The organism is Paraflavitalea speifideaquila (genome assembly GCF_032395985.1).
In the GTDB taxonomy this organism is placed as follows: Bacteria; Bacteroidota; Bacteroidia; order Chitinophagales; family Chitinophagaceae; genus Paraflavitalea; species Paraflavitalea speifideaquila.
Genome location: NZ_CP135920.1, coordinates 4,812,875 through 4,837,614 on the forward strand (window position 1 = coordinate 4,812,875; position 24,740 = coordinate 4,837,614).

Genomic DNA, 24,740 nt, shown 5'->3' on the forward strand with positions numbered 1-24,740 from the left:
TTGGAGAATATTGAGATCAGCCTGGCGGGCGGTGGCACTGTCGAAAACGCCCGGGTGGTAGTACCAGAGGCGATTGATCAGTATCCGGAGGTAAAAACCTTTGGCCCCACTATTCCAGCCTGGGGTATCTGGGCCCGTCATGTAAAGAGATTGAAATTAAAGGAGATCCGGTTTACGCTGGCAAGTCCTGATCTGCGTCCCGCCTTTATTGCAGAAGACGCACAGGATATTGAACTGACGGGTTGGAAATTGCCTGCCGTGGCAGAAGCAGCAACGATCCTGCGACTGGAAGGGGTACAGGGCGCCAAAATTGATGACTTCACGGTTACCGGCGGTAAGGCCAGGTTGTTAAAAATAGAAGGAAAAGGCAATAAGGATATTAAAAGCGGGAAGGTGAAATACGCAACTTCCGTTACTGTACCCGTTGCTAAGCGCCAGGTGTTGGCAATTAGGGGTTAGTCATGAGCATTTATGCAGGAGGGTTAGGTATTTGGAATAGCTAGACCTTTGTTGAGTTGCGGGGTATCAGGGTGGAATTAAGTACCACGGTTTCGGTAAGTGAAGCTGTTTTGTTTTTCTCCAACATACGAAACAGCACAGCAGCGGCTTTTTACCAATATCAAAAGCGGGCTGGGTGATGGTGGTGAGGGAGGGGTTGAGCAGGGAAGCTGTTTCCAGATTGGAAAAGCTGATCACCTTTATATCTTTGGGAATGGATATCTTTAATTCTTCACATACATGGTAACTGGCAATGGCCAGCTTTTCTACAGAAGCAAAAATACCATCAGGCCGCTTTTTGCCCGACAGTAGTTTACGCAATACGGGATAGCTCAATCCATTGTCGCTGCTACATTGGATGATCAGTTTACGATCGGGCTTGATATTATAATGTTCCAGTGCTTCCAGGTACCCACGCATGCGCTTATTGGTAATGGACAGGTGTTGTGAAAAAGACAGGTAAGCTATGTGTTTACATCCGCTTTGGATCAAATGCCCGGTAGCCTTAAAGCCACTGTCATAATCGTCGGTGGTAATCCTGGATGTATCAATGGCATCGCAGATCCGGTCGAAGAAAATGATGGGGATGCCTTTGTTGTGCAGCTCAACAATATGGCTGCTATCCTCTGTACTGGCCGATACAGACATCAATATCCCATCTACCCGCCCACTTTGCAAGTGGCGGGTAATGGACACTTCTTTCTGGTAATCTTCATGGGTAAGATAGATGAGTACATGGTACCCTTTTTCCTGTGCAATGGATTCAATGCCATTAATGGCGAGGGAGAAAAAGTTATTGGCCACTTCGGGGATCACGACTGCTATGGTGCGGCTTTTTGCTTGCGTAAGCTACTGGCATACGGGTTGGGCTCATAATTGAGCTTTTGCGCCAGTTCAAAAACCCGTTTTTTGGTTTCCGGACTAATATCATAACTATCGCGCAGGGCGCGGGATACGGTAGAAATAGCCAGGTTGAGCTCTTTAGCCAGCCTTTTGAGGTTAACAGGTTCCATAATAGAGGGTGCTATTTTAATACTGGTAACCTTAAAGGTACGCAAATGTTTCCGGAAATGATTCCGCAAAAAGCCATCCCGAAGGCCGGCTATTTCCGAAAAAGCCTTCGTTTTCCACGCTCCACCCTCTCCTAAGTTTATTGAGCGCCGGCCTCAAAGTTTCCTGAATGCCCGGGCTGTCTTTTTACCGGGTCCGGATATGCTGAGGTAATAAACGCCAGCGGGTAAAGTGTGTACGGGGCAACTCCACCACCGGGAGGAAGTGACGAAGGTTTGTAATAAAGCGCCATTGGCATTGTACAGGGCAATGGTATGCCGCCCTCCGGAAGGCCTTTCAAGAAGAGCCTGCTACTGGCAGGATTGGGATATACCAGGAGTTCTGTAGTGGTCTCCAGCGCCTTGCCATTGCTATTAAAGAAGGTGTAGAGTGTATTATTGTCGCAACTGACGATGAGGTCGGGAAAGCCATCTTTGTTGAGATCGGCCAGTTGGCAATACAGTACATTGGCAGGCATGCTGATGGCTACGGGATCATAAAAGCCGGCATTGGCCCGTCCCATCATATAGAAAAGGGTATCATCATAATCGCCCAGCCAGTCCACCTGATTGACTAGCATATCCTGGTAGCCATCGCGGTTAAAATCTGCCATCCGAACCTGTGTTGGCCGTATTTTATGGCTGTTGAATTGGGGCACTTTGTAGGGCTCGGAAAAGGAGGTATCGCCGGTATTGAGCAAAATGAGCATGCTATCAGTACCCGGCATATTGTCAAAAGAAGCATAGAGCAATAGCAGGTCCTCTCGGTTATCCTGGTTTACATCACAGAAATTTACCCGGGCGGTAGTATTGGTGGGCCGGTATTGGGCTTTAAAACTTCCATCGGGTTGCTGGTAGTAGAACAGCAGCCAGGAAAAAGAGCTGCTGACTACCACATCGGGCAGACCGTCGTTATTTTTATCGGTTATAAATATTTCTTTGCAGGTATCCAGCAGGGAAGGATAGATCTGCTGTGGAAGGAAAGTGCCATCGCCTTTATTAATAAAAACATGGAGGGATATGGTATGACCCGATCCGCTGGTGGTGGTGACAATATCGATATGCCCGTCGTTATTAATATCCACACAGCGTACTTCGCGTCCATGTACGCCGGTAAACAGGTAGGTGCTGTTGATAAACTCACCTGCTTTATTGCCATAATAGATGCGGATACCGTTTTCCCAATAACTGGAGATCACGAGGTCGGGATAACCATCTTTATTGAGGTCGGCAATATCATTGCGGTAATAAGTGGGGGCTTGGGACGCAATTGCTCCTGCCCAAAGCTGCCACTGGTTTTACCCTGCAATATACCAAACCAATCATCTATCGCGGTATATATAAGGGTAAGATCGGGCACCCCATCGCCGGTAATGTCTTTTACCTGGAAGGAATTCACCTTTGTTTTAACGGGATAGGCAGCGATAGAATCAAAAGCGGGGCCTGGGCATGGGCCCATAGGCTACCCAGGAGTAAACCTGGCAATAGTAAATATCTCATACTTTGTATTTATGCTGTAGAATGAGTGACAGCAGGCATTGCTGCAGGAGGGTGTGTAGGGTATTGACAGGGGGATGGATGGGAACGTTGCACCCCATTCTCATTTCATCCGCTTCTATACGCATTTAAACGACTTTACCTGCAATTCATGCAGCCTGGGTGAATATACCGGCCGGGAGCAGGTATTTTAGCCTGCTTTCGGGCAATATGAAACTGGCATCTTACACCAAAAAGGACTGGGTGATCATTGGCCTGCTTTTACCTCCGGTAATCGTACTGGTCAATTATTGCGTATTCGGACAACGGTATTTCCCGGGGCCAGGTATCTTTTGGTGGCCTACTTTGCTCTCCGGAGGCTGGGGCCTTATATCCTGGTACCTGCAAAACATTATAGCGCTTTTGATGCGTGCACGATACCCGCGGTACCATCAAACGATCAGGCGGGTATTGATCTCGATGGGTCTCTATGTGCTTATGACGATTGTTACGGTGGCTATGATCTTCCTGCTTTATGACCGGGTCGGCTTTTTCAATATGAGTTGAACGTATGGCATATGTTGCTGGCCTGCTTTTCCAGCGCCGGAGTAGCTATCCTTGCCGCCAGTTTCCATGAAGGAGTGGCCTTTTATGAAAAGTGGAAAAAGGTAACAGACGAGGCGGAACAGCTCAAGAAAGAAAACCTGCAAACGCAGCTGGAAAGTCTAAAAGCACAGGTGAACCCACACTTCTTATTCAATAGTCTCAACTCCTTGTCTTCCCTGATCAGTGAAGACCCGGTTAAAGCCGAGAAATTCCTGGATGAGATGTGTAAGGTATACCGGTACCTATTGCGCAATAGTGAGGACGACCTGGCTCCGCTATGGGTAGAAATGCAGTTTATCCAATCTTACTATCACCTGTTGAAAACGCGTTATGGCGATAGTTTGTTCCTGGAAGTGGATATTCCTGATGAATTGGTTTGGTATCGCATCCCCTCGCTCACGCTGCAAATGCTGGTAGAAAATGCGGTCAAGCACAATATGATGTTGAAGGACCGGCCGCTGCAAATCGTGATCACCACCATTGCCGGTCCCCGATTGATCATTTCCAATAATCTTCAACGTAAAAAAGGATATCATCCAACAAAGTTGGGCTTAACAACATTGTCAAGAAATACAAACTGCTAAAACAGGATGATATTATTGTACAGGAAAACGAAAAGACATTTGCGGTAGTAGTACCATTAATAAAGATAGAAGAGGATGGTAAGGTATAAGATCAATGGTGGCCCGAATTAACAATTCCTGTTTATAGCAGTTTATTCAGTTGGGCGTATTGCAACTGCATGATGGTCTTGGCATCTTTGATCTCACCGGTCGCAATCATTTCAAGGGCTTTATCAATTGGCAGTTCCAGCACCTCAATATTTACAGCTCCAATATTACAACAATCTTGTTGGCAAACAGTAGGCAGGCAAATGAAAAGGGTGGGTAGCTTGTTGAAGCCACTCACCCTGAAGACTGGTAAACAGTAAGTTCCTTACTTACTGTTGCTATTGTTGTTGTCGCTGTTGTTATTGTTGTCGTTATCCATGTCGTTACTATTGCCGGAAGATCTGCTCTTCCCCGACCGTTTGTAATAGTAATCCTTTTGGGCCTGCACCACGGCTTTGTCTCTTTCCTGCCTAAGTTCACGAATGGTTTGCCTTTTTCGCGGCCAGTCAGGTCATCCTGCATTCTTACCGATTTGATCCTGTCGGCATAATCAGATTTTATGTCCTGTACTGTTCTGTCCAACCTGGATGGTCTATAGCCATTGTTATACCCATAGGGCGGGTAATACCAGGGATTGTAAAAGGCGAATACCAAGGGGAATAAAAAGGAGAATACCCCCAGCCGACGCCCACGGAAACACGGGGTCTTACGGTATGATAACCACCACGGCCAACAACTTTTTGCGCTGAAACTCCTAATGCCAGTCCTATTGTTATTATGATCATCAGTAGCTTTTTCATAACTCACGATTTGCTTATATAGACTGCAAACGGTGGGCAAAAGTTTACTGGATCAGGACATTATAACGATTCAATAACGAAGGGCAGCCAAAATGACTGCCCTTTGTTAAAACATTTAACATTTGACCATTCGGATCACGGTTGTAAGTTATCAGCGACCGCAACCTGATCAACCCATAGGTTTATCTCAGCAAGGCGGTAGCGCACCACAATACGGGGGCCTGGCCATGCATATCGCCAATATTGCGTTTGCGGTCCAGGTAGTACTGGCGATCATTTTTCTTATTGGTGCCTTCGCACACTTCCCTGATATCCCCTTTTTCGTCGATATACGAGATCAGTGCCAGCCAGGCTTTACGGGCTGCCGGCTCGTAGGTCTTTTTATCTAACCACCCCTCTTTCACTCCGGTGATCATGGCGAAGGTGAACATACCGGTGCAGGAAGTTTCTGGCCATGATGCTGCATCATCGATCAGTTGACGCCACATCCCTTCCTGCGCCTGGTATTTGAGCAAAGAAGACATCATGAGTTTGTACCCTTGCATAATACGGCCGCGGTTGGGATTGTCTTTAGGTAAAGAACGGAGTAACTCGGCCATACCTACCGCCATCCAGCCATCGCCCCTGCCCCAGAAGAAAGGCACATCGGGTGCATGGTAGAAAAGGCCATTGGGCTTTTGAGTGAATCGAGGTAAACCACCATTTCCCTGGCAGCGCGTTCAATGTAGTTTTTATCGCCGGTAGCGCGGTAAGCCTGTGCCTGTACAGCGGTGATCATGAACATGTCATCAATCCACATACGGGTCATCCAGGTTAAACCACGGTTATAAAAGTCATGGCTTTCGGGCTTTACGCGCGCCCCTTCGGGCGGACCCCATTGTTTATCGGCAATGGCCTTACCCATATGGAGGTACCGTTGATCTTTGGTTTGCATATACAGTTCCAGGGGTACGGAACCAAATACGCAATAATCCACGTGGTCGGGTACTGGTATCATGCTGGCCTCTGTGGTGAACAGGGGTTCAAAGCGGTCGGCCAGTTGCCTGGTCAACCCTTTATCCTTGCTCTCTTTGGCAAAGGTGAGTGCGCCATACCAGGCACACACTTCGGGGTAGGTAATGTACTTGGGCGGCTGGGGCCTTCCATAATTTTGGTGGGGCGATTCTACGAAACGGGCTGCTACTTTTTACCCACTTCCAGGGGTGAAGCGCCTTTGGGCCAGTTCTTCAGGCCACCATCAATTTTAGATTGGGTGTAACCGGTATACCCGGCAAGCGAAACAACAGCTGTTGCCAGCAACAGGGTTTTGAAGGTTGTATTCATAGACATCAATTGTTTGTATACACAGGTGGCTTTTATTAAAGTGAGCCACCCCCGTAATGCGGAGGTGGCTCACTACTACTTATCAACGTAAGTAAAAGTGAGCTGAATTGATTAAAATTGCTTGCTCATGCTATTTGTAAACCTTGCTATATTCTGCGCTCACCTTTACTTAACTACTGCAATAGACGGATAAAATCTCAATATGCATACCGCACAGTTTACCTCCTATTCAGCTATTTTAGCAAGGGTCGCAATTTTGTTGTTGTGACTATTTTCATACACTATCCATACACCATCCATACAGCATCTATACACCATCCATACACTATCCATACACTAACGATATACGCTGCCCCTTCCATTTACCCCTCGTTCTTGAGCAAACCTACCTGCAAAAGGAATTGGTACCCAATACAGCAGACCGAAAGTGACCAATATGACCGGTATTGACCTATTATGACCGGTCAACTATGACCTGCGGCCGGTAAAACGCCCCTTAGGGGGCCAGGATGGCTCCAGTCTGATACTTTTCAGTTTGAACAATTCCTTGCCCTGTTGTAAGGGTTTAACGGTAATGGTATATAAACCAGGTTTTTCAATAGTAGTAATAGCCACTGGATGTTGAATGAACATCAAAGGATTGCTTTTATCAAATTCTGAACTACGCAAGGAACGGAAAAGGTATTCCTTTCCATTTAGCTGCACACAGCCTTCCTGCCTGGCGCTTTCGGCATTACAGGCATATTCCAGTACTACCTTATAATCGGCCGCCCCGGTAGCACGAATATTAAAAGAGGCGGCATCTTTTGGCCCCATCATATTGGTGACGCATACGGTATGTTTCCAGTCGCCAAAATAGTGACTATAAGTAAGACTTTTTATCCGGGCGCTGTCGGCAGTAGTTGCATGTACGGCTTCAATCACATTAACCGGCAATTGGGCGGATATGGTTACGGGTGCTGATGCATTGTAGGCGGGTGGCTTGCCACTGTATTCTACTACCAATACGGTATTGGGGCTATTGGTAGCCATAGTGGGCATTTTCACCCAGAGATCTGTTCCTTTTTGGTGAAAGATTGGGGCGCCTTGCCCACCAGGGTATATACCTTATTCGCCTGCACGGCACAACCAGGCAACAATAACTTACCATCTGCCGGCCTGTCCAGTACATGCAGATAGAGCTTACCGGGTTTGGCGGTGGTAACACCCCAGGGCTGAGCCGGAATAAAACCATAAGTAGTGCCATAGATGCTCTCGCCATTTTGTTGTAACCATTTGCCTGTTGCTTTCAGGTATTGAACGGAATAGTAAGGAATATTGCCTTCACCATCGGGTCCTACATTCAACATCAGGTTGCCCCCTTTGGAAGCCACATTGGCCAGTAACCGAATAATTTCGCGGGGTGATTTAAAGTTCATGTCATGCGCTATATATCCCCAGGAATCATTGTGTGTATAAATAGATTCCCAGATTTCGTTGATGGGAGCAGGCGGCACTTCTGAATCGCCAAAATCGCGGTAATCGCCCAGCCCCTGCCCTACGCGACTGCTGAATAAACTTTTCGGTTGCAATAGGCGCAGGCTATCTACCAGTTGTTGGGTTTGCTGTTTGGTAAGTCCGCCCGGCATATCAAACCATACAATACCCAGGGGGCCATAGCGGGTTAGCAATTCTTTTAGCTGGGGAATAGATTTCTCCCGGTAATAAGCCTGGTAATCTTTTTGGACTCCTCAAAATCCCAGCGATTACCGCCTCCATTGGGCTCATGCCAATCCAGGAATTGGGAGTAATAAAAGCCGAATTGGATGCCCCGTTTGCGGGTAGCTTCGGCCAGGGCCTTCATGGGGTCTTTTTATAGGGGGTTGATTTTACAATGGTGAAGTCGCTCACCTTGGAATCGTACATGGCAAAACCTTCATGGTGTTTGGCGGTGATCACGATGTACCTGATACCGGCTTCCTGTGCCAGGGAGGCCCATTCCCCGGCATTGAAGTTTACGGGATTGAAAGTAGCCGCTTCCGCTGCATATACATTGGCTGGTATCTTTGCCTGATTCATAAGCCACTCGCCACTGCCATAATACCGTTTGCTGTTCCACACGCCCCCAATTTGGAATACAATCCCCAATGGATGAACATACCAAACTTAGCATCTTTGAACCATTGAATATGGGGATGTTGTTTACCGGAGACGGATCTATCCCACATTTCATCCTGGGCCTGGGTGGCAAGTACGGACGCTAGCAAGCCCGCAAGCATGAATCGTTTTATCATCATAGAAATGCTATTGCTCAAAAGTGACTAAATTATTCTGCAATAGAATGATAATGGTCAACTACTTGTGTCCTGAATTTCGCTTACTATTAAGCTATTTTGGCAGATATTGGATAAACCGCCCCCGGCCCTGCAAATAGAGGTTAATTACTTTGCCTGTAAGGTTTTTAGTGCCATCAGCTGGTTGATATATTCAGCCGGAATAGGACCATTGGTTTGTACGGGCACATTCCTGCCTTTTGCAACCAGTCGGCGCGGTGCTGGGCCTTACTACTTTTAACAACGTATAAGGTCAACATCAATAAAAACATTGTTTACAAAACCAGTTCATAGAAGCATATTTAGGTAAGGATGGTGATTATGGTTGCAGATCACGGTATTGCCATTGGCCAGACGCCCGACCTGGTAATACTTCCGGTACCAGAGCGCGGGCAGCAGGCCGCTGGGTGGGCGGCTTGGGTTTTACCGTATCCTGTGCGAGAACAGTACCAGAGAGTAATATACTCATTGTGAAAAAAGTACTCGTTGAACTTGCATAAGGTTCCTTTTTCCTGGTTCAAAAACAAGTTGTGCCTGCCAGAACAATCCGGCAAGCACAACTTTAGTTATTCGCGATTCGCAATGCACCTACCCGGTTCCTAATTCCAGGCCGGGAAATAGATATCATTTCTATAGGGTTCACCCGTAGTGGTCCTATTCAACTGGTTTAAGGGTATAGGACGCAGGATATGCTTGGGCTGAATATTGGGTGCCGCATCACCATTGTACAGTTTTACTCTCTCAAGCAGTTTACCGGTTCTTACCAGGTCCCACCATCTTAAATTCTCACCCACCAATTCCCGGGTACGCTCATCGAGGATGAAATCGATGCCACCACTTGTAAGGGTAGCATTGGTAATGCGCATATTGGCCACGTTGCCTGTAGAGGCGGCTCTTTCACGCACTGCATTAATATAAGCAACAGCTTCTGTAGTACGATTGGTCATGAGTGCTGCTTCAGCCGCGATGAGGTAGGTCTCGGCAAATCGGTATACGATCACAGGACGTATGGACGGATCATTTAAACCCGCTTTTTAGCGTCAAAATATTTCATGACGGTGGGCGCGATCTGTGCGCTATAAGTCCGTGGTGGCATTAATAGGTAGGGCGCTACGGCTATTTCCTGATCGGTTTTATCAACACCCGGCATATAGATGGCGGTATCGCCTATCTTTTTGATCTTAGGTTGACCAGCTACTGCACCGGGAGGAGCGCCTGGAGGAAGTGGATCGGGCCATTTGAGGTTCTCAATGTCGGCTTTGGCGGTTGAGTTAGCCAACCAGATGGTCTGGAATGTTTTGGCATACCTGGTATCATATACTCTTTCGGCGAAAGCCGTTTCCGTTGTCCATCTTGTAGGCACACAACGGATATAGGGGCGGCCATATTCCTTGCTTCGTTTCATTCCCAGTTTATCATACTGACCAATGAACATGTGGTTGAGTATATTGTCGGCGCCACCACTGTTATTAGGACCATTGTAGATAAGGTTGGTAGTATGCTGGACGGTCCAGATCACTTCAGTATTGTTCTCATTGCCTTCTTTATGTACATCTTTAAAATCGGGCAGGAGGTTCAAGCCGTAGGTGCTCTTCTTATCGATCAGGTCTTTTGCCAGTTTGTAGGCCTCTTCATAATCATTGGCTTCTTTAGCGGGGGTACCGGCTTTGGCCAGGTACACTTTTGCCAGCAAATGGCGGGCTGCCGCACTGCTTGCCCTGCCAACCTGAACGCCACTGCTTCTTGGCCCAGCAGGCAGATCGGCAATGGCTTCATTCAGGTCTTTAATGATCAGGGCATAAACACTGGCCAGGGGCTCGCGCCTGGCAGCAGTTACCGGCTGATCCAGGAAATCGGTTGTAATGGTAACATCCCGCCAGAATTGTACCAATACGGAATAATATTGTGCGCGGAGAAATTTTGCTTCGGCAATTCTTATTTTTCACATTTGCATCCATATCTACCGTTGGTGCGAATTTAATAACCCCATTGCAGGCATTGATATACTTGTAGCAGTTGGTCCAGATATTATTGCCCTGTCCACTACTATTGGTGAACCCGCTGGAATAATTATTCACATCACCGTTTCCATCTACGCCACGTTGAAATTCATCCGTTCCAATAACGGTCAGGGTAAACAGGTCCTGGTTTCCCCATAACAGTCGATTACCAGCATACGCCGCATCTACACCGGCACTAACACCTTTTTCGGTACTCAGGAACTCAGGAGTAAGGATAGACTTTACTTCTTCCTCCAGTAATTTATTGCACCCCAGGCCTGCTAATGCTGCGAGGAGGCTTGTAGCTATGATTAACTTTTTCATACTAAACTGTTTTGTTGTTTTAATTGGTGTATCAGGTTTCATGCAACGCATTTGTTATAAGGAAACACTGAGACCAAATAATATCTGTCTGGCAGGAGGTGTATCAATACCCAGGTTGGTGCCTACGGTAGGACTAGTGGAGCCACCGCCTGATTCAGGATCCAGTCCGCCAAATTCATGATTGCGGAAAGGGGAGAAAAGGATGAACGGATCTTCCACGGTGGCATAGAATCGTAAACTTTTGGCGCCGGTCCTTCTCAGAAGTGCCTGAGAAAGAGTATAACCAAGGGTGATGGTACGTACTTTTAAAAAGCTGCCATCGAAGAATCCCAGCAAACCCAGGTTGGCTGGATTTTGCCGGCCATAGTTGGCTTTAGGATATTCCTGTTCATTATTCAAAGGTGTCCAATAACGTGTTTTAATATTGTTGTAAGTACCCTGGAAGGTATTTACAAAGCCACCACCATGGAGTGTACTGTTCATGGTTGCTCCCCAGCGGGCAAACGCAACTACAGTCAGATCAAAACCGCCATAAGAGAAACGGTTTGTCATACCTCCAATCCAATCGGGCTGTGTTGTACCAATGATCTCACGATCAGCATCGGTAATAGCACCATCTCCATTAAGATCGGCCACTCTAATATCACCAATTACACTTGATGAACCCGTGGTAGTTAATCCCAGGCGAACGGCTTCCAGTGAATCTGATTTTGAATTTTGCCAGATACCTGTTTTCCGATAATTATAGAACACACCGATGGGTTGCCCTACAAACCAGCCATTACCAATATCCTGGGTGTTTCCATCAGCAAGCTGTGTGATCTTACCGCGGTTGATGGAAAAATTAAGGTCTACATTCCAGCCAAAATCATTGCGGTTTTTGGGAACAAATACAGCCGCACTTACTTGCAGCTCAATCCCTTTATTTTCTGTTTTACCTACATTGGTCAACACGGCGTCTTCAATACCATTGGTAGGCGGCAGGTTTTTGGGCAACAGCAATTTATCGGTCCATGCCTTGTATAGATTGATATTACCGGCAATACGGTTATTGAGTAACCCGAAATCAATGGCCAGCTCGGCTGTGGAAGTGTATTCCCAGGTAAGCGAATTATTGCCAACGGTGGTTTGATAGTAACCACGCGTAAATACATCTCCATAATTATAAACAACTGCCCCGAGCTGCGGCACTGTTCCGTAGGGGTCAATGGAGGCATTGCCTACTTTTCCATAGCTGGCGCGCAGGCGGAGGTTGTTGATGAAATCCACTTTAAAGAATTTTTCATTGTGGATATTCCAGGCAACGGCTGCAGAAGGGAAGGTTGCCACTTATTGCCTTTGGCCAGGCGGGACGAACCATCCGAACGCATGGTAAGGGTAAGCAGGTAACGGTCGTCAAAACCATAGTTCAAACGGCCCATATAGGAAACCAGGCCCCATTCACTATAACCACCAGAACCTGTAAGGCTGCCTGCCAATTCGGGGTTATAATTTTCCAGGTAGTCAGCCACCAGGTCCAAATTATTGAAGGTGGTAGAAGATGATTTATCCTGTTGGGAGCTGAAAAGGCCGGTAAAATTAACCTTATGCTTGCCAAAGAATGTGTTATCGTAAGTCAACAGGTTTTCCAGAGTCCAATTAGTACCAGCGCTGTTGCGGTTACGGGAAGATGATTGACCACCACCCCTATCGGTCGTTTTACTGGCGTAGAAATTGCCATAATTTTCCGATCTGATCTCGGTACCTGCATTGAGGCGGTACCTAAGTCCCTTTACCCACTGGCCCAGGTTTGCTTCCAGATATGCAGTAGTAAAGGTACCCAGTCTTTTTCCGTTCTGATTTGGCGCCTGGCAAAAATCGGCCAGGGGGTTCCATACCTGACTTTGACTGCCTGGTAAAAATTCGTTGCGCAGTTTTCCATCAGCATCATAAGGCCCAATAAGTGGGGAAGCACGCAAGGCCTGGCTCATTGGATTAAACCCTTCGCCCAGGGTGGTAGAAAAATTATTTAATGAGCTTACTCCTACTTTGAACATTTTGTTCAATTGTTGATCGACGCTTAGTTTAACTGTAAAACGTTCAAACTCCTGACCAGGGAAAATACCCGTTTCCTTATAATAGTTGCCGGAAATCGCATACTGGGTTTGTTCGGTACCACCAGATACACCTAATTGATGGCTGGTAGTAAAACCAGTTTTGTACACCAACTTCTGCCAGTTGGTTCCTTCGCCCTTCAAACCTTCCAGCTCTTCTCCTGAAAATACTTCGGAGATCAATAACGGATCGTTGGGCCCTGAATATTTTTTCTCAGAGGGAGTGGCGGTGGTCCAAACACCGAGGTACCTGGCCCATTTTTTCAACTCTGCAAACTCCTGGGCATTCATCAATTTGTATTCGCCGATTGGCTTGCTGAAACCAGTATAGCCATTATAGGAAATAACAGCCTTCCCTGCTTTACCACGGCGGGTACTAATGAGCAATACGCCATTGGCGCCACGTGAACCGTATATGGCGGTTGCAGATGCATCCTTTAATATTTCAACGGAAGTAATATCATCCTGGTTAAGGTCATTGAAACTTCCGCTAAAGGGAATTCCATCCACGATCAGGAGTGGTGCATTGCTGGCGCGCACGGAACGGGCGCCACGTATCAATATGGACACCCCTGCACCAGGTTTACTATTACCACCAGCCTTTTGAATATCAACACCGGCAGCACGCCCCTGCAAGGCCGAAGCAAGGCTCTGGGTTGGGATGTCTTTGATAGATTGCTCGTTGACAGAAACAACTGAACCAGTAAGTTCTGACTTCCTCCGGGTACCATAACCCACCACCACCACTTCATCCAGTGCTCCCTTTCCAGGAGTAAGTGATAATGATATATTCAAGAGGTCAATATTCCTGGTAATGATCTCCTGTCCGGCATACCCCACATAGGAGATCAGCAACGTAGTATTGGGGGAACTGATAAAGAGAAAGACCCATCGGCAAATGTCAAGGTAGCTTTCTCTCCTCCTTTTTCAGTAATGCTAACACCTGACAGGGGAGCGCCTTTGGCATCTTTAATCACCCCTTTAACAGTAATTGTTTTACCTGTACCCGTTTGGGCAAATGCAGGTCCTACTAGTAATAAAAAACACACCAGCATATATACCGGCCTGGCATAGATGCCCGTGTGGAATGTCTTTATCCGCCACCCGGATAATAGCTGATTAATGCAAGCAAATTTCATAACGGCAGTTTTATTAATGAATAGAAAACAACGCAATTATTATCCCGTACAGGGCACAAGAAGGCTTGTACACTGCGGCAGGCAGCATACGCATTCAAATCTATACGGATGATTATTCCCTTTAGGGCAAAGAAAATCCTGTATGCTGCACCAGGCAGCCTACCTTACAAACGAACGGTACAGACTGTAAAAGGGGTAATCAGTTCTTACCAGCTACCGCCTGATTGGCTGATAACCGGAATTTCAATTGTGCTTCAAACAAAGACCGCGGATACACCAATTGTCCTTGCAATTGATTAATACCGGCATTTTCAAAATCCACTTTCCTGTCAGACTGAAAGCCTACCAGTATGGGTGCTGCAATGGTATAGTTCCTGCGGCGATCCATATCCCAAAAATTATAATGCTGCTCTTTATTTGATGAATGTTGAAAATTCCACAGGGTTAATTGCCTGGCATGATGCGGATGGCCAGGTTCGGGACCACCCAGGTTATAAAATACACCACCGGCAATATCGTCATACAAGGTAGCATAGGGCTGGCCGGAATGAATATCAAAATTTTGATCGGTACCCAGATCGCACTGGGTGATCACGGTTCCTGAAGCACCATAGCCGGTACCAGCACCATGATGCTGCGCCCCATTGAAATGACAATTCCTGATCAAGACGCCATAACCGGTGCGGGCATGAACCGAAGCATGTCCTTTCTTCCCTTTAAAAGTCACCTCCAACACGCTCACCTGATATCCGGCACGGAAATAAATACCTTCATTCCAATCGTGAAAAGCACAATTGCGCACCCAGCTATTCTTCACATACTCCATACCCAATGCTTCATAGGCATAGTCATGGATCTCGTTCTTATGATGAATAAACTCTTCGGGGTAAGATTTCCAGTTGCTGGTAAAGAGAATGTCTTCCACGCCACATTCTTCCAGGCTGGAAAAGCTGATCAATTCAAAAGGTACCTCGCTCAATAACTTAACAGGAATGTGCAGGGGGTTCTTGAACTTTACGCGATTGCCTTCTACTTTTTCAATGGTATGAATTTCGCTGATGTTCATGCCACCCTTTTCGCCAAATAGACGAGTCCATACGGGCTTCAATGGCAGGGGTGAAAAGTACCAGCGCGTATAGGCTTCACTTTGGTGACGCAAAACAATATCCTGTCCAGGCTTCAACAAAGCGGCATCGGCCACTTCTACCCAAAAGTCTTCTCTTTCTGCATCTTTTACCACCTTCGCCAGTTTCCGGTTATCCAGCTTTTCGGGTTTAAATAATATCTGGCGGTCATTCAGCCTCATACTGGCCTGATAGATCTCTGTACCGCCAGGTCCGCTGCCACTACCCTTCAGTACAATATGGCTTTGTCTCACCCTGATCTGCTTTTGGTTATTGGTATCCGCAGCGATCAAATACTTACCGGGAGGAAAGAATACTACACCGCCCTTGTTTTTCTGCCGCATCAATAGCGGCCTGGATACCCGCGTCATCAAATTGGTCGTCGTTGGGTAGGGCGCCAAAGTCCTTTACATTGAATTGTTTCCGGTCGCGAAGATCGGGTATGGGTTTCTCGGAAAAATGATACCCCGCATAAGAATAGTCTGGCAAAACGGGTGTTGTACCAGACTTCTTAGCAGTAATATAGTCATTCCATAAGGGGCCACGGTTTGGGCCTGCCCCCAAATAGACATGGAGAAGATACAAGTTGTAACGAGCAGTTGCTTCATGACATCGTTTTATTGGGACAACAGTCCCCACCATTCACCATTACCTCATTGTGTATACTATAAACTTCCTTTCAACTCTACTTTAATTACCGAAGCAATGGGATCAGTAGCTTTTGCTGGTAATGATAAACTAAGTACATCGCCATCGCTGCTGGTCTTAACAGCATTACCATTACTCATCAATTTGGCGCTTACTACTTTGTTCCTGATACCGGGTACTTCCAGCTTGCCATTGGCAGGCCATTCAAATACCGAGAAGTACAATACGGTATTACCGCCTTCTTTCTTTTGGGTACAACGGCCCCAGGCCAATGGCTTCAGGGGCTGGCGGTTGTATTATAGATGGCCTCGCCATTTACCTTCATCCAGGCACCTACCTGTTGCAGGCGTTCAATACTTTCGGCAGGAATGGTACCATCGGCTTTGGGACCAATATTCAACAGGTAATTACCACCTTTGGAAACAATGTCTATCAAATTCTGGATAAGGGTGGCAGCAGGTTTCCAGTTATTGTCATAACTCTTATATCCCCAGGAACCATTCATGGTCATGCAGGTTTCCCAGTCTTTACCATCCATTTCTCCCACTTTAGGGATTCGTTGTTCGGGCGTTGTAAAATCGCCGGGGAAATTGGGTCGTTTCAGCCGGTCGTTGGTGATGATCTGGGGTTGTAATTTTAACTGGTCTTTTAATTTTTCGGCAAACTCATCGGTCATGCCTGTAGGTGTATCCCACCACAAAACGGCTACATCGCCATAATTGGACAGCAGTTCTTTTACCTGCGGCACAGCTACATCGTCTATATATTGGGCCATGGTTTTGGTAGTTTGTGCAGGATCCCAGTGGCCGCTATTGGCAGCGGTATAAGCATCAATACGGGCAGAGTCGGGATTGGCCCAACCTTCAGAAGTCACTTTACGGGCAGCTGCACCGCCGGGGTTGTTCCAGTCCTGGGCATGGGAATAATAGAAGCCCAGTTTTACGCCATATTTACGGCAGGCTTCGGCCAGGGGTTTCAACAGGTCTTTACCATAAGGTGAGGCATCCGCGATATCCCATTTACTGGCCTTGCTATCGAAGAGTGCAAAACCATCGTGGTGTTTGGCGGTGATCACAATGTATTTCATTCCCGCCTCTTTGGCCAAACGCACCCAGGCATCGGCATCATATTTTATGGGATTAAAATCCTGGGCAAACTTTTGGTATTCGGCTACGGGTATTTTACCCCGGTTCATGATCCACTCGCCAATACGGTTGATCTTTTGTCCTTTATAAGTACCCGCCGGTACGGCATATACGCCCCAGTGGATGAACATGCCAAAGCGGGCTTCACGCCACCATTCCATGCGTTGATCTTTCTCATTTGAGGAGGCTGGCGAAGGCTGTGCCAGGCCAGCCTGTGACAGGATGAAAGAGGCGGCGGCGAGGCAAAAATACGTTTTATCATTGGTGCAATTAATTTAAAGGCCAGAGTAATCGTAATGAACAGCAAATTAACCAGATATATCTAAACTCATTTTAGGGTATTGGCATACTATTCAATCTTTTTAGCAAAAGAACAGGACAGTTCAGGATGGAAAACAGGGCAATAAAAAGGCCCTGCTTACGCAGGGCCCAATGATTTGCTGAGCGAGGTATTTTAAACTACGATCACAACCAAGCGCATCACTCATTAAAAATTCATATTTCATCATTCATCACTCACTTAACGGGTTCCCAATCATCTGTTCTGAAGGGTGCAGCAGGCAGCCCATCGGTATTGAACAGTTCTCCTTCAGGCCAGTCCTTAAACGCATAGCGCACTGCTGCCGGTCCTTTTACCTGCGGGCTAAAGAGATAGATCCCCTCATTGGTAATTTTTGCATTGGCCGGATAAAATACTTTATCGCTGCCAGCTACTTCAAAATTCACCAGGTCTTTGCCATAGGTGGTCAATCCATTGGGTGCATTGTTGAAGGCTATTTTGGCAGTATCGGCTACAATTTTCATGGATTTATAAACTGGCCCCTGGTATACGATACCTTCCCGGTCATAGGTGTTGGCGAGGGCCCAATAAGCCAGTCTTTTGCTAACGATCAGTTTATTGGCTGGGTGAATGGTACGTTGGTCGCCGGCATCCATACATACCACCATACCACTATTGGAGATCAGGGTTTGGGCTTTATCCTGTGCTTCGCGCAGGTAAGGAACCAGCTCACGGCTATTGGGATATTGATAGGGCGCTATCTGCACATAATAGAAAGGCCAGTTACCGGTATTCCATAAACTACGCCATTCATTCACCATGCCCTGCATCAGCTTAGCATAGAGCTGGGGTTGAAGCCTATTCGACTCGCCCTGGTACCATAATACGCCCTTCATATTGTACCCTACCAAGGGGGCAATCATGGCGTTGAATAATACAGCGGGATCGTTTTTGGTCATGGTAGCACCAGCAGCAGGATATTTAACCCCTTCTACCTGCTGCAGGGAAAGGCTGTCCATCCAGGCTTCTATTGGCGTGCCACCCCAGGTAGTTTGAATGATACCAATGGGCACTTTCAATCGTTGGCGCAATATCCGGGCAAAGTTATAGCCCACTGCACTGAACTCTTTCACTGACCGGGGAGCCACGGTTTCCCATTTGGCTTTTACATCCGTTTGTTTTGTTTTGTTGAAAGCACGCTCCAATCTGAAAAGGTGAATGGCTGTATCATCCGCTTCGAGTAACATATCATCAGCCCCGATAATTGGCTGATTCCTGAATCCTTTAACGGGCATTTCCATATTGGATTGACCGGAACAGATCCATACCTCCCCTATCAATACGTTGGATAGTTTCAATAATTCGCCGTCGCTCAAACTGATCTCGTAAGGTCCGCTGGCTTTGGGCGTGCGTACGGTTGTTTTCCAATTACCTGACGCATTGGCCTGCACGGTATACTTCTTTTTATCCCAGGACGTAATAATGGTAACAGTGGCATTTTTCTTAGCCATGCCCCAGATTGCAGCATCGGTTTGCTGTTGCAAAACCATATTGTTGCCAAATAAAGCAGGCAGGGTAATAGTAGCCTGCGCCGTACAAACCATAAAGGTGAATAAAGCCGAAAGAACTTGTTTGATCATATTGCAAACTTTTTTGATTAGCTGCTTCTAAAATAGGCATTAGTTCTTTACGTTCTAATATTTCACAATAATCCTTACTGCTTTCTCAACACCATCGCTTACATGCAGGAAATACAATCCATTCTGCACGCCACTGATATTAAAGTTCACTTCATTGGTGGTACTGCCCGCAGGTACGGTAGTAGAAGCTACAATGACACCATTGCGGTCGATCAGCAGGAAAGAATAGCCCGTTTCTTTTTCTTAGTGAATTTCACTTTCAGCGGACCAGTAGTTGGATTGGGATAAGCGATCAGGCCAATACCTGGTTTTAGATAATCCAATCCCAGTACCAGGATGGTTTGCTGCACCGGAGGGGCTGCTTTAATATTGCACCCATAGGTTGGTACGGCCACTGCGGTAATATTTGGTAGTAGTACTATTGTCGATGATGCTGGGTACATCTTCCGATGGCTTGGTTGTATTGGGGTATTGTGCCGCGATCTGGCCGCCATTATCGGTAATATCAAAGGAAGCACCCGGTTCAGGCACGCCATAAGGCACTTTGGGTTCCTGTGCAATACGGGTACCCCGGGCTTTTAAACTATCCCATATTCTACCCTGGGCCTGGTCGGGGGTAACGATATTTTGTAAGGCCTGTGCACCCAGGCGATCCTGCAACTGTTGTAAATACAGGCTACGAGGCAATACATGGGTGCCCCAGCTTTCCCAATAGCCACCGCTGGTTTGCCTGGGCCCAATGCAACCAATGCCCCAGTTCTTAGTCGTTTTAGGGCTTTCCACTTCAATATCGCCTTTGTAGGCAAAGCAATTCCAGAACATGGTTTGCGCACCAGCCCATCCATGGCCACTGCCCGAAGCCCGTCGATTCTGTACATATAAACCAGCTGGCCATTTTGCAAGGACACCAGTGGGGCTTGTGCCTGTAGGGTGACTTGCCACAATAAAAGGCTATCAGTACGCCCAATGGGTTTAATGAATGGGCAACAATTGTTGTAAAGTTTTTCTTCATAAAGTTTATTGATGGTGTATTGGTTTCAGCTATGCTGAATGCTGTATTTCTAAGGGGCGGCCTCTGCATAAGTAGAAGCGATGCCAATGTCAGCGGAATTTGTTTGAGGAGAATTGTTTTGTAATACTTGCTCCGTGGGTGATGCCTTTCTTGCAGGCAAATAGCAGGGTGCTGCCCAATAGCAGGGAAGCAATCGTTTTGGAGTACATAGAATTGGTTTAATTGATGGCATTTATTGTTCCACAACTAACCCATAATTCTTTAATTACTTGTGCAGTGGTTTTGCCATTTATTCAATCCTTTTGGCGAATTGGTGTATTACTGATCCGCCCGGGAAAAATACATGTACCAATTCCATTCCCAGGTAGCGCCCTGATCGGCGGAAAAGGCCTGACTCCATACGGGTAGTTCCGGGTTGGTAGCATCCCAATTGAACTGTACCAAAATATCCCGCCCCTGGAAACTATCTTTTGTAATAAAACGGCCTACCTTATCCTCAAATGAACCCAATACGGGCGGTTCCAATTGTCCTCTATTGCTATCGGCCCAATATATACTCCACAAGCGCGTAACCGGATTGAATAGCCGGAGGGTCATGCCCTCAAAAGGTTTCCCGTCCAGGCCGGCAGCCAGGATGTCAATATTACCTATACCTAGCAAGATCTTCCGCAGATCCTGGATACCAGCAAACTCTATCCATTCCGAACAATTATTCAGCCTGGTTTTCAATTTACGATTTCGTACCAGCCAGCGGCCTTGCAGGAAATCAAAATCGTGCTGGGAAGAAGAAGCAGAAGGCGTAATGATCAGGCCGCCTTCTGCATTGAACTGTACTTGATTCATGGCTATAATTTGGAGAAGCATTGAGGCTACTCAGTAACTCAATGGCTTCCAGTGACTGACAGGAATTGTAGGTTTGTGTTGTTGTTGCTGAACACAAAGTAAAGGAGGGCCACTGACAACCCTATGGCAGTCTGTTTACCGGGTTGAAAATAATTTCAGGTATTCTTCGGCCTTAAAGGCATGTTCCCGGCGAAAGGGTTTGCCGGTATTGGTGAGGCGGACAATGGTCTTTACTTTAAAATCGCGGTATTCGTTCCTAAGCCAGCACCAGGCTATCAGGTGCCACTGGAAAGTATAGAAAACCAGGCCTACCGGTTCAATATCGCGCTCGGTATGGATGCCTTTGTTATCGGCGTATTTAATGTTCAGGATATGCTTTTGGGCGATGGCCTGCTGTAGGGTGGCCAGGTGGGTGGTTTCGGACTTTTCGTCTTCCGGTACAAAGACATTTACCTGGGCGCTCATTTGATCGGCCAGGTCTTTATCATAAGAGCGCAGCACGGCCTTGATCTTATTGAGGGCGGAAGTACTGTGTTTGGCAATGGACTGATCAGTAAAGCGGTTGGCCAGGGTTTGCAGCAGGATCAGTGCATTGGCCTCTTCGGCTGTGAATAATAAAGGAGGGAGGAAAAAGCCCTTGGCAATATGGTATCCTTTATTGGGCTCAAAACTCACCGGCACGCCAATTTCATTCAGGGCCTTCACATCGCGGTAAACGGTGCGCACGCTCAAACCAAACCGCTCTGCCAGCTTTTCCGGCAGTACGTACTTTTTGGATTGCAGTACGGTGATCAAACCCATCAATCGGTCAATGCGATTCAATGAATAGTATTATTGGCGTTTTACCTTTTTATATAAATATTAAATTCTTGATTCGGCGCGGTCAAACTATCTGACACAAGCACCGAATAATAGGAATTATCATCCGCAGGGATCTCGTAATGCCCCTTTACTGGCTGCATAAGTCCCTGCTTCAATATCCCCTGGTAATTGGTCCTGGCGAGCAATTTTCCAGTAGCCTCGTCCACCACTATCATATTATCCATGTAGTCCCAGTAAATGATCTTTCCCTGGTCAAATACCATCGTACGACTTCCACTGCCCAATCTAGCTTACCGGTCTTTAGACCGAAGCAATAGAACAGGTTGGAACTATCGCTCGCCCTCTCCATGCTACTGCAATAGATCTTATCGTTGATGTAGGCGGTACCAGGGAAGTTGCCGTCCTTGAAATTGCTCACCCAAAGATCACTTTTGGCATACCGGGGTGTGGGGCTATAATCGTCCATGCCCCAATAACAGGCAGACAAGGTAAAGGAGAGCATCAATAGGAGCAATAATCGCATACAAGCAAATTATACTGCAAATTACAACGCAATATTTCTGCCGGACCTAAATTCTTTTCTGAACGTCAACCTTTCCCCTTTATCCGGATCGCCGATAAATCGCAAAAGTAGTAGTACAGAATCCAGGATCAGGATATCAAAATCCGTGAAGGTGGGGTACCTGAACAGGCGGCCTTTTTCAAAAGCCATCCCCAGTTTCAGGCTTCGCCGTTTTTATACATACGCCAACCGCCAATGGCATCCCATACCAGGCCTCCTTTAGCAGCTGCATCCAGGCAATCGGGTAAGCGAACATGGAAAGCCGAATCAGCATGCAGGATAAGGTATACTGAATCGCGGACATACTTCTTTTTGTCCAGCAATGCCTGTGTTTCGGCAGTAGGGTACCAAACCCCGGCCATATCAGTCAACAGCTTTTGATCAGTAATGGACCGACCATACACGGCCTCCTCTGCCTGTTTATCGCGACAGGCGGATAAGGCAATCCCGGTCAAAACAGCCAATAACCATGTGCGCATAATATTCATTGAGGTTGTAAATGTCGCTGATAGTTTCATGAAAGAAAATCCCAGGCTTTCCAGCCTGGGATTACATATAAATTATTAATAATTATTTTGAAAACTTAGGTAGGCCAATCGTTTTTAGGACATAATTTGCCTTATCAACTTTCTCCTTAAACAAACCTTTATCCAGGTACTTGTCAAGTGTTTTGTCGACTTTGGCGATCACCGGCTTTTTTTTGTCTTTCTTTTCCTGCTTCATAAAAACAAATTTACTCCTTTTTTTCTTTTAACTAAAAATGCGTCAAAATCTACCTGTTTCTCAAAGGATTGCCAGCCTTCAGCCCCCAACCCGTACACATAAAAATCCGTCGTTATGGTTTCAATATTATTACTTATCCCTATTCTATACAACCTAGTACGTGCCTTACAACTACCAGTTACAAATACCATAGCATCAGGGTATCTGTCCATAAAAATATAAAGCGTGGAGGCCACGGTAGCTAATACTTTCCCGCTATCTCCATTATTAGTAACTACTTCATCATCGATTTCTCCTGTTTCGCAATCTTTGTCTCCAAAACCAAGATTGTAAAAATTGTGCAAATGTGTTTTACTATAAATCACCAACTTCGAAACCTTGCCATTCTTACCTTCGCTTACAAATTCATAAACCATTGAAGTTTCACCTATATTAATTGGATACTTTTCAAATGTCATTTCTCAATGGATATTGATCAATAAAAATCCCATACAAAATATGTATGGGATAATTATGCTAAACTAACTATTATTTACTTATCAAGAATACCCGAATCCGGTCAACCTTTCATCCTTCTCACTTCTTCCCCTTCCTACCTCTCAACAAGGCTTCCAGGTAATAATAATCGGCATAGTTCAAGGGCACATCTACTTCACTGTTAGAAGGTTTGGAACCGGTGCTGTGCAGCAACAGGAATCCATAATTTTCACCAATGGGTGAACGATAGGATCTGGTAAGGTTGGTTACGATCTTATTGGCTGTATTGCGATACAGTTTGGCATTCTTGCTATAGCCGCTCAGCTCATACAATCCAGAGGCAATTACGGCAGCAGCAGAAGCATCGCGGGGAGCATTGGGAATCTCGGGCCCGTCAAAATCATAATAAGGCACCAGGTCCTTTGGCAGGCGGGGATGGTTCAGTATAAAAGCAGCAATATTTTCTGCCTGTTGCAGGTAAATGGGATCCTTGGTAAAACGGTAACACATGGTATAGCCATATAGCCCCCATGCCTGTCCTCTGGACCAGGCCGATTCATGGCTGTACCCCTGGTGGGTGTTCTTCTTTACAACAGCACCTGTAGCGGTATCATAATCAATTACGTGGTAAGAACTATAATCAGGGCGAAAATGGTTCTTCATGGTGGTATTGGCATGTGATACAGCTATCTTATAAAAAGACGAATCGCCGGTAAGCTTAGTAGCCTCAAACAATAATTCCAGGTTCATCATATTATCGATGATCACGGGGAAACCCCATACTTCTTTGTGATGATCCCAGGAGCGAAGGCAACCTACTTTGGGATTAAAACGGGTAGACAGTGTTTTAGCGGATTGGATGATAATATCCTTATAAGCTGCATCCCTGGTAAGGCGATAACCGGTGCCAAAGCTGCAATACACTTTAAAGCCCATATCATGGGTACCGGCATTGGTTTTCTCGCGCTCGATATTGGCCGTATAGGCCTTAGCTTGTGTGAGCCATTCCTGCTTCCCCGTATACTCATACAGGAACCAGAGTACGCCCGGAAAAAACCACTGGTCCAGTCGCGGGAAGCAACCAGCTTCAGTTTACCATTTTCGATGGTGCGGGGCGATACCAGGTCGGCCTTACTTTCTTTGGCAGCAGGCACTGCTTTCAACATGACCTGTGTTTGCTTCTCGGCATCCGCCATAACGGCTGGCAATTTCACTTGTGCCTGTACAGTGGTT

General features: G+C 46.5%; 38 protein-coding genes. 3 read left to right on the forward strand and 35 right to left on the reverse strand.

Annotation, left to right across the window (positions count from 1 at the left end; genetic code table 11):
• Positions 1-459, forward strand: coding sequence for a hypothetical protein (locus tag RS881_RS33095; protein ID WP_315814651.1), 459 nt, complete (start codon positions 1-3; stop codon positions 457-459).
• A gap of 66 nt (positions 460-525) precedes the next feature.
• Here the strand turns inward: RS881_RS33095 and RS881_RS33100 are convergent, their stop codons facing one another.
• From RS881_RS33100 to RS881_RS33115, 4 genes are all read right to left on the reverse strand, one after another.
• Positions 526-1,314, reverse strand: coding sequence for a substrate-binding domain-containing protein (locus tag RS881_RS33100; protein WP_315814652.1), 789 nt, complete (start codon positions 1,312-1,314; stop codon positions 526-528).
• Between the two features lie 5 nt (positions 1,315-1,319).
• Complete coding sequence (locus RS881_RS33105) at positions 1,320-1,556, reverse strand: LacI family DNA-binding transcriptional regulator (RefSeq protein WP_315814653.1); 237 nt, start codon at positions 1,554-1,556, stop codon at positions 1,320-1,322.
• Positions 1,557-1,648: 92 nt separating this feature from the next.
• Positions 1,649-2,746, reverse strand: a complete 1,098-nt coding sequence (locus tag RS881_RS33110; protein WP_315814654.1) for an FG-GAP repeat domain-containing protein — start codon at positions 2,744-2,746, stop codon at positions 1,649-1,651.
• A complete protein-coding gene (locus RS881_RS33115; protein WP_315814655.1) occupies positions 2,743-3,006 on the reverse strand; it encodes a hypothetical protein in 264 nt (87 codons plus the stop codon). The genes RS881_RS33110 and RS881_RS33115 overlap by 4 nt, the downstream gene beginning before the upstream one ends.
• A 200-nt stretch (positions 3,007-3,206) precedes the next feature.
• Between RS881_RS33115 and RS881_RS33120 the strand changes: the two genes are divergently transcribed.
• Together RS881_RS33120 and RS881_RS33125 are read left to right on the forward strand one after the other, a co-directional pair.
• Complete coding sequence (locus RS881_RS33120; protein ID WP_315814656.1) at positions 3,207-3,590, forward strand: hypothetical protein; 384 nt, start codon at positions 3,207-3,209, stop codon at positions 3,588-3,590.
• Entirely contained in the window at positions 3,587-4,213 is a 627-nt protein-coding gene (locus RS881_RS33125; protein ID WP_315814657.1) for a sensor histidine kinase, read from the forward strand. Before RS881_RS33120 ends, RS881_RS33125 begins: the two co-directional genes overlap by 4 nt.
• 121 nt (positions 4,214-4,334) lie before the next feature.
• Here RS881_RS33125 and RS881_RS33130 read toward each other — a convergent pair whose 3' ends face one another.
• From RS881_RS33130 to RS881_RS33280, 31 genes are all read right to left on the reverse strand, one after another.
• Positions 4,335-4,538 (reverse strand): NUDIX hydrolase, encoded by a 204-nt coding sequence (locus tag RS881_RS33130; protein ID WP_315814658.1) that lies wholly within the window; start codon positions 4,536-4,538, stop codon positions 4,335-4,337.
• Positions 4,539-4,565: 27 nt separating this feature from the next.
• Positions 4,566-4,691: a hypothetical protein gene (locus tag RS881_RS33135; protein ID WP_315814659.1), complete on the reverse strand. Its 126-nt coding sequence runs from the start codon at positions 4,689-4,691 to the stop codon at positions 4,566-4,568.
• 531 nt (positions 4,692-5,222) lie between these two features.
• A complete protein-coding gene (locus tag RS881_RS33140; protein ID WP_315814660.1) occupies positions 5,223-5,684 on the reverse strand; it encodes a glycoside hydrolase family 88 protein in 462 nt (153 codons plus the stop codon).
• Entirely contained in the window at positions 5,642-6,145 is a 504-nt protein-coding gene (locus RS881_RS33145) for a glycoside hydrolase family 88 protein (RefSeq protein ID WP_315814661.1), read from the reverse strand. Before RS881_RS33145 ends, RS881_RS33140 begins: the two co-directional genes overlap by 43 nt.
• A gap of 74 nt (positions 6,146-6,219) precedes the next feature.
• Positions 6,220-6,363 (reverse strand): hypothetical protein, encoded by a 144-nt coding sequence (locus tag RS881_RS33150; RefSeq protein WP_315814662.1) that lies wholly within the window; start codon positions 6,361-6,363, stop codon positions 6,220-6,222.
• 468 nt (positions 6,364-6,831) lie between these two features.
• On the reverse strand, positions 6,832-7,410 hold the full coding sequence (locus tag RS881_RS33155; protein ID WP_315814663.1) for a hypothetical protein: 579 nt from the start codon (positions 7,408-7,410) through the stop codon (positions 6,832-6,834).
• Positions 7,407-8,033 carry an alpha-L-fucosidase gene (locus tag RS881_RS33160; protein ID WP_315814664.1) on the reverse strand — a complete coding sequence of 209 codons (627 nt, stop codon included), beginning with the start codon at positions 8,031-8,033 and terminating at the stop codon, positions 7,407-7,409. The genes RS881_RS33155 and RS881_RS33160 overlap by 4 nt, the downstream gene beginning before the upstream one ends.
• Before the next feature lie 5 nt (positions 8,034-8,038).
• Positions 8,039-8,206: a hypothetical protein gene (locus tag RS881_RS33165; RefSeq protein ID WP_315814665.1), complete on the reverse strand. Its 168-nt coding sequence runs from the start codon at positions 8,204-8,206 to the stop codon at positions 8,039-8,041.
• Positions 8,203-8,463: an alpha-L-fucosidase gene (locus RS881_RS33170; protein ID WP_315814666.1), complete on the reverse strand. Its 261-nt coding sequence runs from the start codon at positions 8,461-8,463 to the stop codon at positions 8,203-8,205. Before RS881_RS33170 ends, RS881_RS33165 begins: the two co-directional genes overlap by 4 nt.
• A complete protein-coding gene (locus RS881_RS61815; RefSeq protein ID WP_425476395.1) occupies positions 8,418-8,531 on the reverse strand; it encodes an alpha-L-fucosidase in 114 nt (37 codons plus the stop codon). The genes RS881_RS33170 and RS881_RS61815 overlap by 46 nt, the downstream gene beginning before the upstream one ends.
• A 743-nt stretch (positions 8,532-9,274) precedes the next feature.
• Entirely contained in the window at positions 9,275-9,676 is a 402-nt protein-coding gene (locus RS881_RS33180) for a RagB/SusD family nutrient uptake outer membrane protein (protein WP_315814668.1), read from the reverse strand.
• A 20-nt stretch (positions 9,677-9,696) separates the two neighbouring features.
• Positions 9,697-10,566 carry a RagB/SusD family nutrient uptake outer membrane protein gene (locus RS881_RS33185; RefSeq protein WP_315814669.1) on the reverse strand — a complete coding sequence of 290 codons (870 nt, stop codon included), beginning with the start codon at positions 10,564-10,566 and terminating at the stop codon, positions 9,697-9,699.
• Positions 10,460-10,999, reverse strand: a complete 540-nt coding sequence (locus RS881_RS33190) for a hypothetical protein (protein WP_315814670.1) — start codon at positions 10,997-10,999, stop codon at positions 10,460-10,462. Before RS881_RS33190 ends, RS881_RS33185 begins: the two co-directional genes overlap by 107 nt.
• A 54-nt stretch (positions 11,000-11,053) precedes the next feature.
• On the reverse strand, positions 11,054-12,268 hold the full coding sequence (locus RS881_RS33195) for a TonB-dependent receptor domain-containing protein (RefSeq protein ID WP_315814671.1): 1,215 nt from the start codon (positions 12,266-12,268) through the stop codon (positions 11,054-11,056).
• Positions 12,220-13,947, reverse strand: a complete 1,728-nt coding sequence (locus tag RS881_RS33200; protein WP_315814672.1) for a SusC/RagA family TonB-linked outer membrane protein — start codon at positions 13,945-13,947, stop codon at positions 12,220-12,222. The genes RS881_RS33195 and RS881_RS33200 overlap by 49 nt, the downstream gene beginning before the upstream one ends.
• A complete protein-coding gene (locus RS881_RS33205; RefSeq protein ID WP_315814673.1) occupies positions 13,941-14,231 on the reverse strand; it encodes a hypothetical protein in 291 nt (96 codons plus the stop codon). The genes RS881_RS33200 and RS881_RS33205 overlap by 7 nt, the downstream gene beginning before the upstream one ends.
• 199 nt (positions 14,232-14,430) lie before the next feature.
• Positions 14,431-15,699 carry a DUF4955 domain-containing protein gene (locus tag RS881_RS33210; RefSeq protein WP_315824686.1) on the reverse strand — a complete coding sequence of 423 codons (1,269 nt, stop codon included), beginning with the start codon at positions 15,697-15,699 and terminating at the stop codon, positions 14,431-14,433.
• Positions 15,653-15,919, reverse strand: a complete 267-nt coding sequence (locus RS881_RS33215) for a hypothetical protein (protein WP_315814674.1) — start codon at positions 15,917-15,919, stop codon at positions 15,653-15,655. The genes RS881_RS33210 and RS881_RS33215 overlap by 47 nt, the downstream gene beginning before the upstream one ends.
• Before the next feature lie 101 nt (positions 15,920-16,020).
• Positions 16,021-16,275 carry a hypothetical protein gene (locus tag RS881_RS33220; protein ID WP_315814675.1) on the reverse strand — a complete coding sequence of 85 codons (255 nt, stop codon included), beginning with the start codon at positions 16,273-16,275 and terminating at the stop codon, positions 16,021-16,023.
• A gap of 5 nt (positions 16,276-16,280) precedes the next feature.
• Complete coding sequence (locus RS881_RS33225; protein ID WP_315814676.1) at positions 16,281-17,309, reverse strand: alpha-L-fucosidase; 1,029 nt, start codon at positions 17,307-17,309, stop codon at positions 16,281-16,283.
• A gap of 355 nt (positions 17,310-17,664) precedes the next feature.
• Positions 17,665-19,068, reverse strand: a complete 1,404-nt coding sequence (locus RS881_RS33230) for a sialate O-acetylesterase (protein ID WP_315814677.1) — start codon at positions 19,066-19,068, stop codon at positions 17,665-17,667.
• 54 nt (positions 19,069-19,122) lie between these two features.
• Entirely contained in the window at positions 19,123-19,287 is a 165-nt protein-coding gene (locus RS881_RS33235) for a T9SS type A sorting domain-containing protein (protein WP_315824687.1), read from the reverse strand.
• Positions 19,281-19,463: a hypothetical protein gene (locus tag RS881_RS33240; RefSeq protein WP_315814678.1), complete on the reverse strand. Its 183-nt coding sequence runs from the start codon at positions 19,461-19,463 to the stop codon at positions 19,281-19,283. Before RS881_RS33240 ends, RS881_RS33235 begins: the two co-directional genes overlap by 7 nt.
• The gene (locus RS881_RS33245) at positions 19,432-20,010 is read right to left on the reverse strand and encodes a hypothetical protein (protein WP_315814679.1); all 579 of its coding nucleotides are present in this window, start codon (positions 20,008-20,010) and stop codon (positions 19,432-19,434) included. The genes RS881_RS33240 and RS881_RS33245 overlap by 32 nt, the downstream gene beginning before the upstream one ends.
• Before the next feature lie 388 nt (positions 20,011-20,398).
• On the reverse strand, positions 20,399-20,923 hold the full coding sequence (locus tag RS881_RS33250; RefSeq protein ID WP_315814680.1) for a hypothetical protein: 525 nt from the start codon (positions 20,921-20,923) through the stop codon (positions 20,399-20,401).
• A gap of 135 nt (positions 20,924-21,058) precedes the next feature.
• Positions 21,059-21,745 carry a helix-turn-helix transcriptional regulator gene (locus RS881_RS33255; RefSeq protein WP_315814681.1) on the reverse strand — a complete coding sequence of 229 codons (687 nt, stop codon included), beginning with the start codon at positions 21,743-21,745 and terminating at the stop codon, positions 21,059-21,061.
• A 211-nt stretch (positions 21,746-21,956) separates the two neighbouring features.
• Positions 21,957-22,268, reverse strand: coding sequence for a hypothetical protein (locus RS881_RS33260; RefSeq protein WP_315814682.1), 312 nt, complete (start codon positions 22,266-22,268; stop codon positions 21,957-21,959).
• 197 nt (positions 22,269-22,465) lie between these two features.
• The gene (locus tag RS881_RS33265; protein WP_315814683.1) at positions 22,466-22,825 is read right to left on the reverse strand and encodes a hypothetical protein; all 360 of its coding nucleotides are present in this window, start codon (positions 22,823-22,825) and stop codon (positions 22,466-22,468) included.
• Between the two features lie 52 nt (positions 22,826-22,877).
• Complete coding sequence (locus RS881_RS33270) at positions 22,878-23,030, reverse strand: hypothetical protein (protein WP_315814684.1); 153 nt, start codon at positions 23,028-23,030, stop codon at positions 22,878-22,880.
• On the reverse strand, positions 23,027-23,488 hold the full coding sequence (locus RS881_RS33275) for a DUF6934 family protein (RefSeq protein ID WP_315814685.1): 462 nt from the start codon (positions 23,486-23,488) through the stop codon (positions 23,027-23,029). Before RS881_RS33275 ends, RS881_RS33270 begins: the two co-directional genes overlap by 4 nt.
• 118 nt (positions 23,489-23,606) lie before the next feature.
• Positions 23,607-24,575 (reverse strand): glycoside hydrolase family 88 protein, encoded by a 969-nt coding sequence (locus RS881_RS33280; protein WP_315824688.1) that lies wholly within the window; start codon positions 24,573-24,575, stop codon positions 23,607-23,609.
• Positions 24,576-24,740: the final 165 nt, after the last annotated feature.

Excerpts from the sequence above, each read along its gene's own strand:
- RS881_RS33115 (WP_315814655.1), bottom strand. The coding sequence starts at position 3,006 with ATGGGCCCATGCCCAGGCCCCGCTTTTGATTCTATCGCTGCCTATCCC.
- RS881_RS33150 (WP_315814662.1), bottom strand. The coding sequence starts at position 6,363 with ATGAATACAACCTTCAAAACCCTGTTGCTGGCAACAGCTGTTGTTTCG.
- RS881_RS33165 (WP_315814665.1), bottom strand. The coding sequence starts at position 8,206 with ATGAAGGCCCTGGCCGAAGCTACCCGCAAACGGGGCATCCAATTCGGC.
- RS881_RS33190 (WP_315814670.1), bottom strand. The coding sequence starts at position 10,999 with ATGAAAAAGTTAATCATAGCTACAAGCCTCCTCGCAGCATTAGCAGGC.
- RS881_RS33205 (WP_315814673.1), bottom strand. The coding sequence starts at position 14,231 with ATGAAATTTGCTTGCATTAATCAGCTATTATCCGGGTGGCGGATAAAG.
- RS881_RS33210 (WP_315824686.1), bottom strand. The coding sequence starts at position 15,699 with ATGCGGCAGAAAAACAAGGGCGGTGTAGTATTCTTTCCTCCCGGTAAG.
- RS881_RS33225 (WP_315814676.1), bottom strand. The coding sequence starts at position 17,309 with ATGGAATGGTGGCGTGAAGCCCGCTTTGGCATGTTCATCCACTGGGGC.
- RS881_RS33230 (WP_315814677.1), bottom strand. The coding sequence starts at position 19,068 with ATGATCAAACAAGTTCTTTCGGCTTTATTCACCTTTATGGTTTGTACG.
- RS881_RS33250 (WP_315814680.1), bottom strand. The coding sequence starts at position 20,923 with ATGAATCAAGTACAGTTCAATGCAGAAGGCGGCCTGATCATTACGCCT.
- RS881_RS33260 (WP_315814682.1), bottom strand. The coding sequence starts at position 22,268 with ATGCGATTATTGCTCCTATTGATGCTCTCCTTTACCTTGTCTGCCTGT.
- RS881_RS33265 (WP_315814683.1), bottom strand. The coding sequence starts at position 22,825 with ATGAAACTATCAGCGACATTTACAACCTCAATGAATATTATGCGCACA.
- RS881_RS33270 (WP_315814684.1), bottom strand. The coding sequence starts at position 23,030 with ATGAAGCAGGAAAAGAAAGACAAAAAAAAGCCGGTGATCGCCAAAGTC.
- RS881_RS33275 (WP_315814685.1), bottom strand. The coding sequence starts at position 23,488 with ATGACATTTGAAAAGTATCCAATTAATATAGGTGAAACTTCAATGGTT.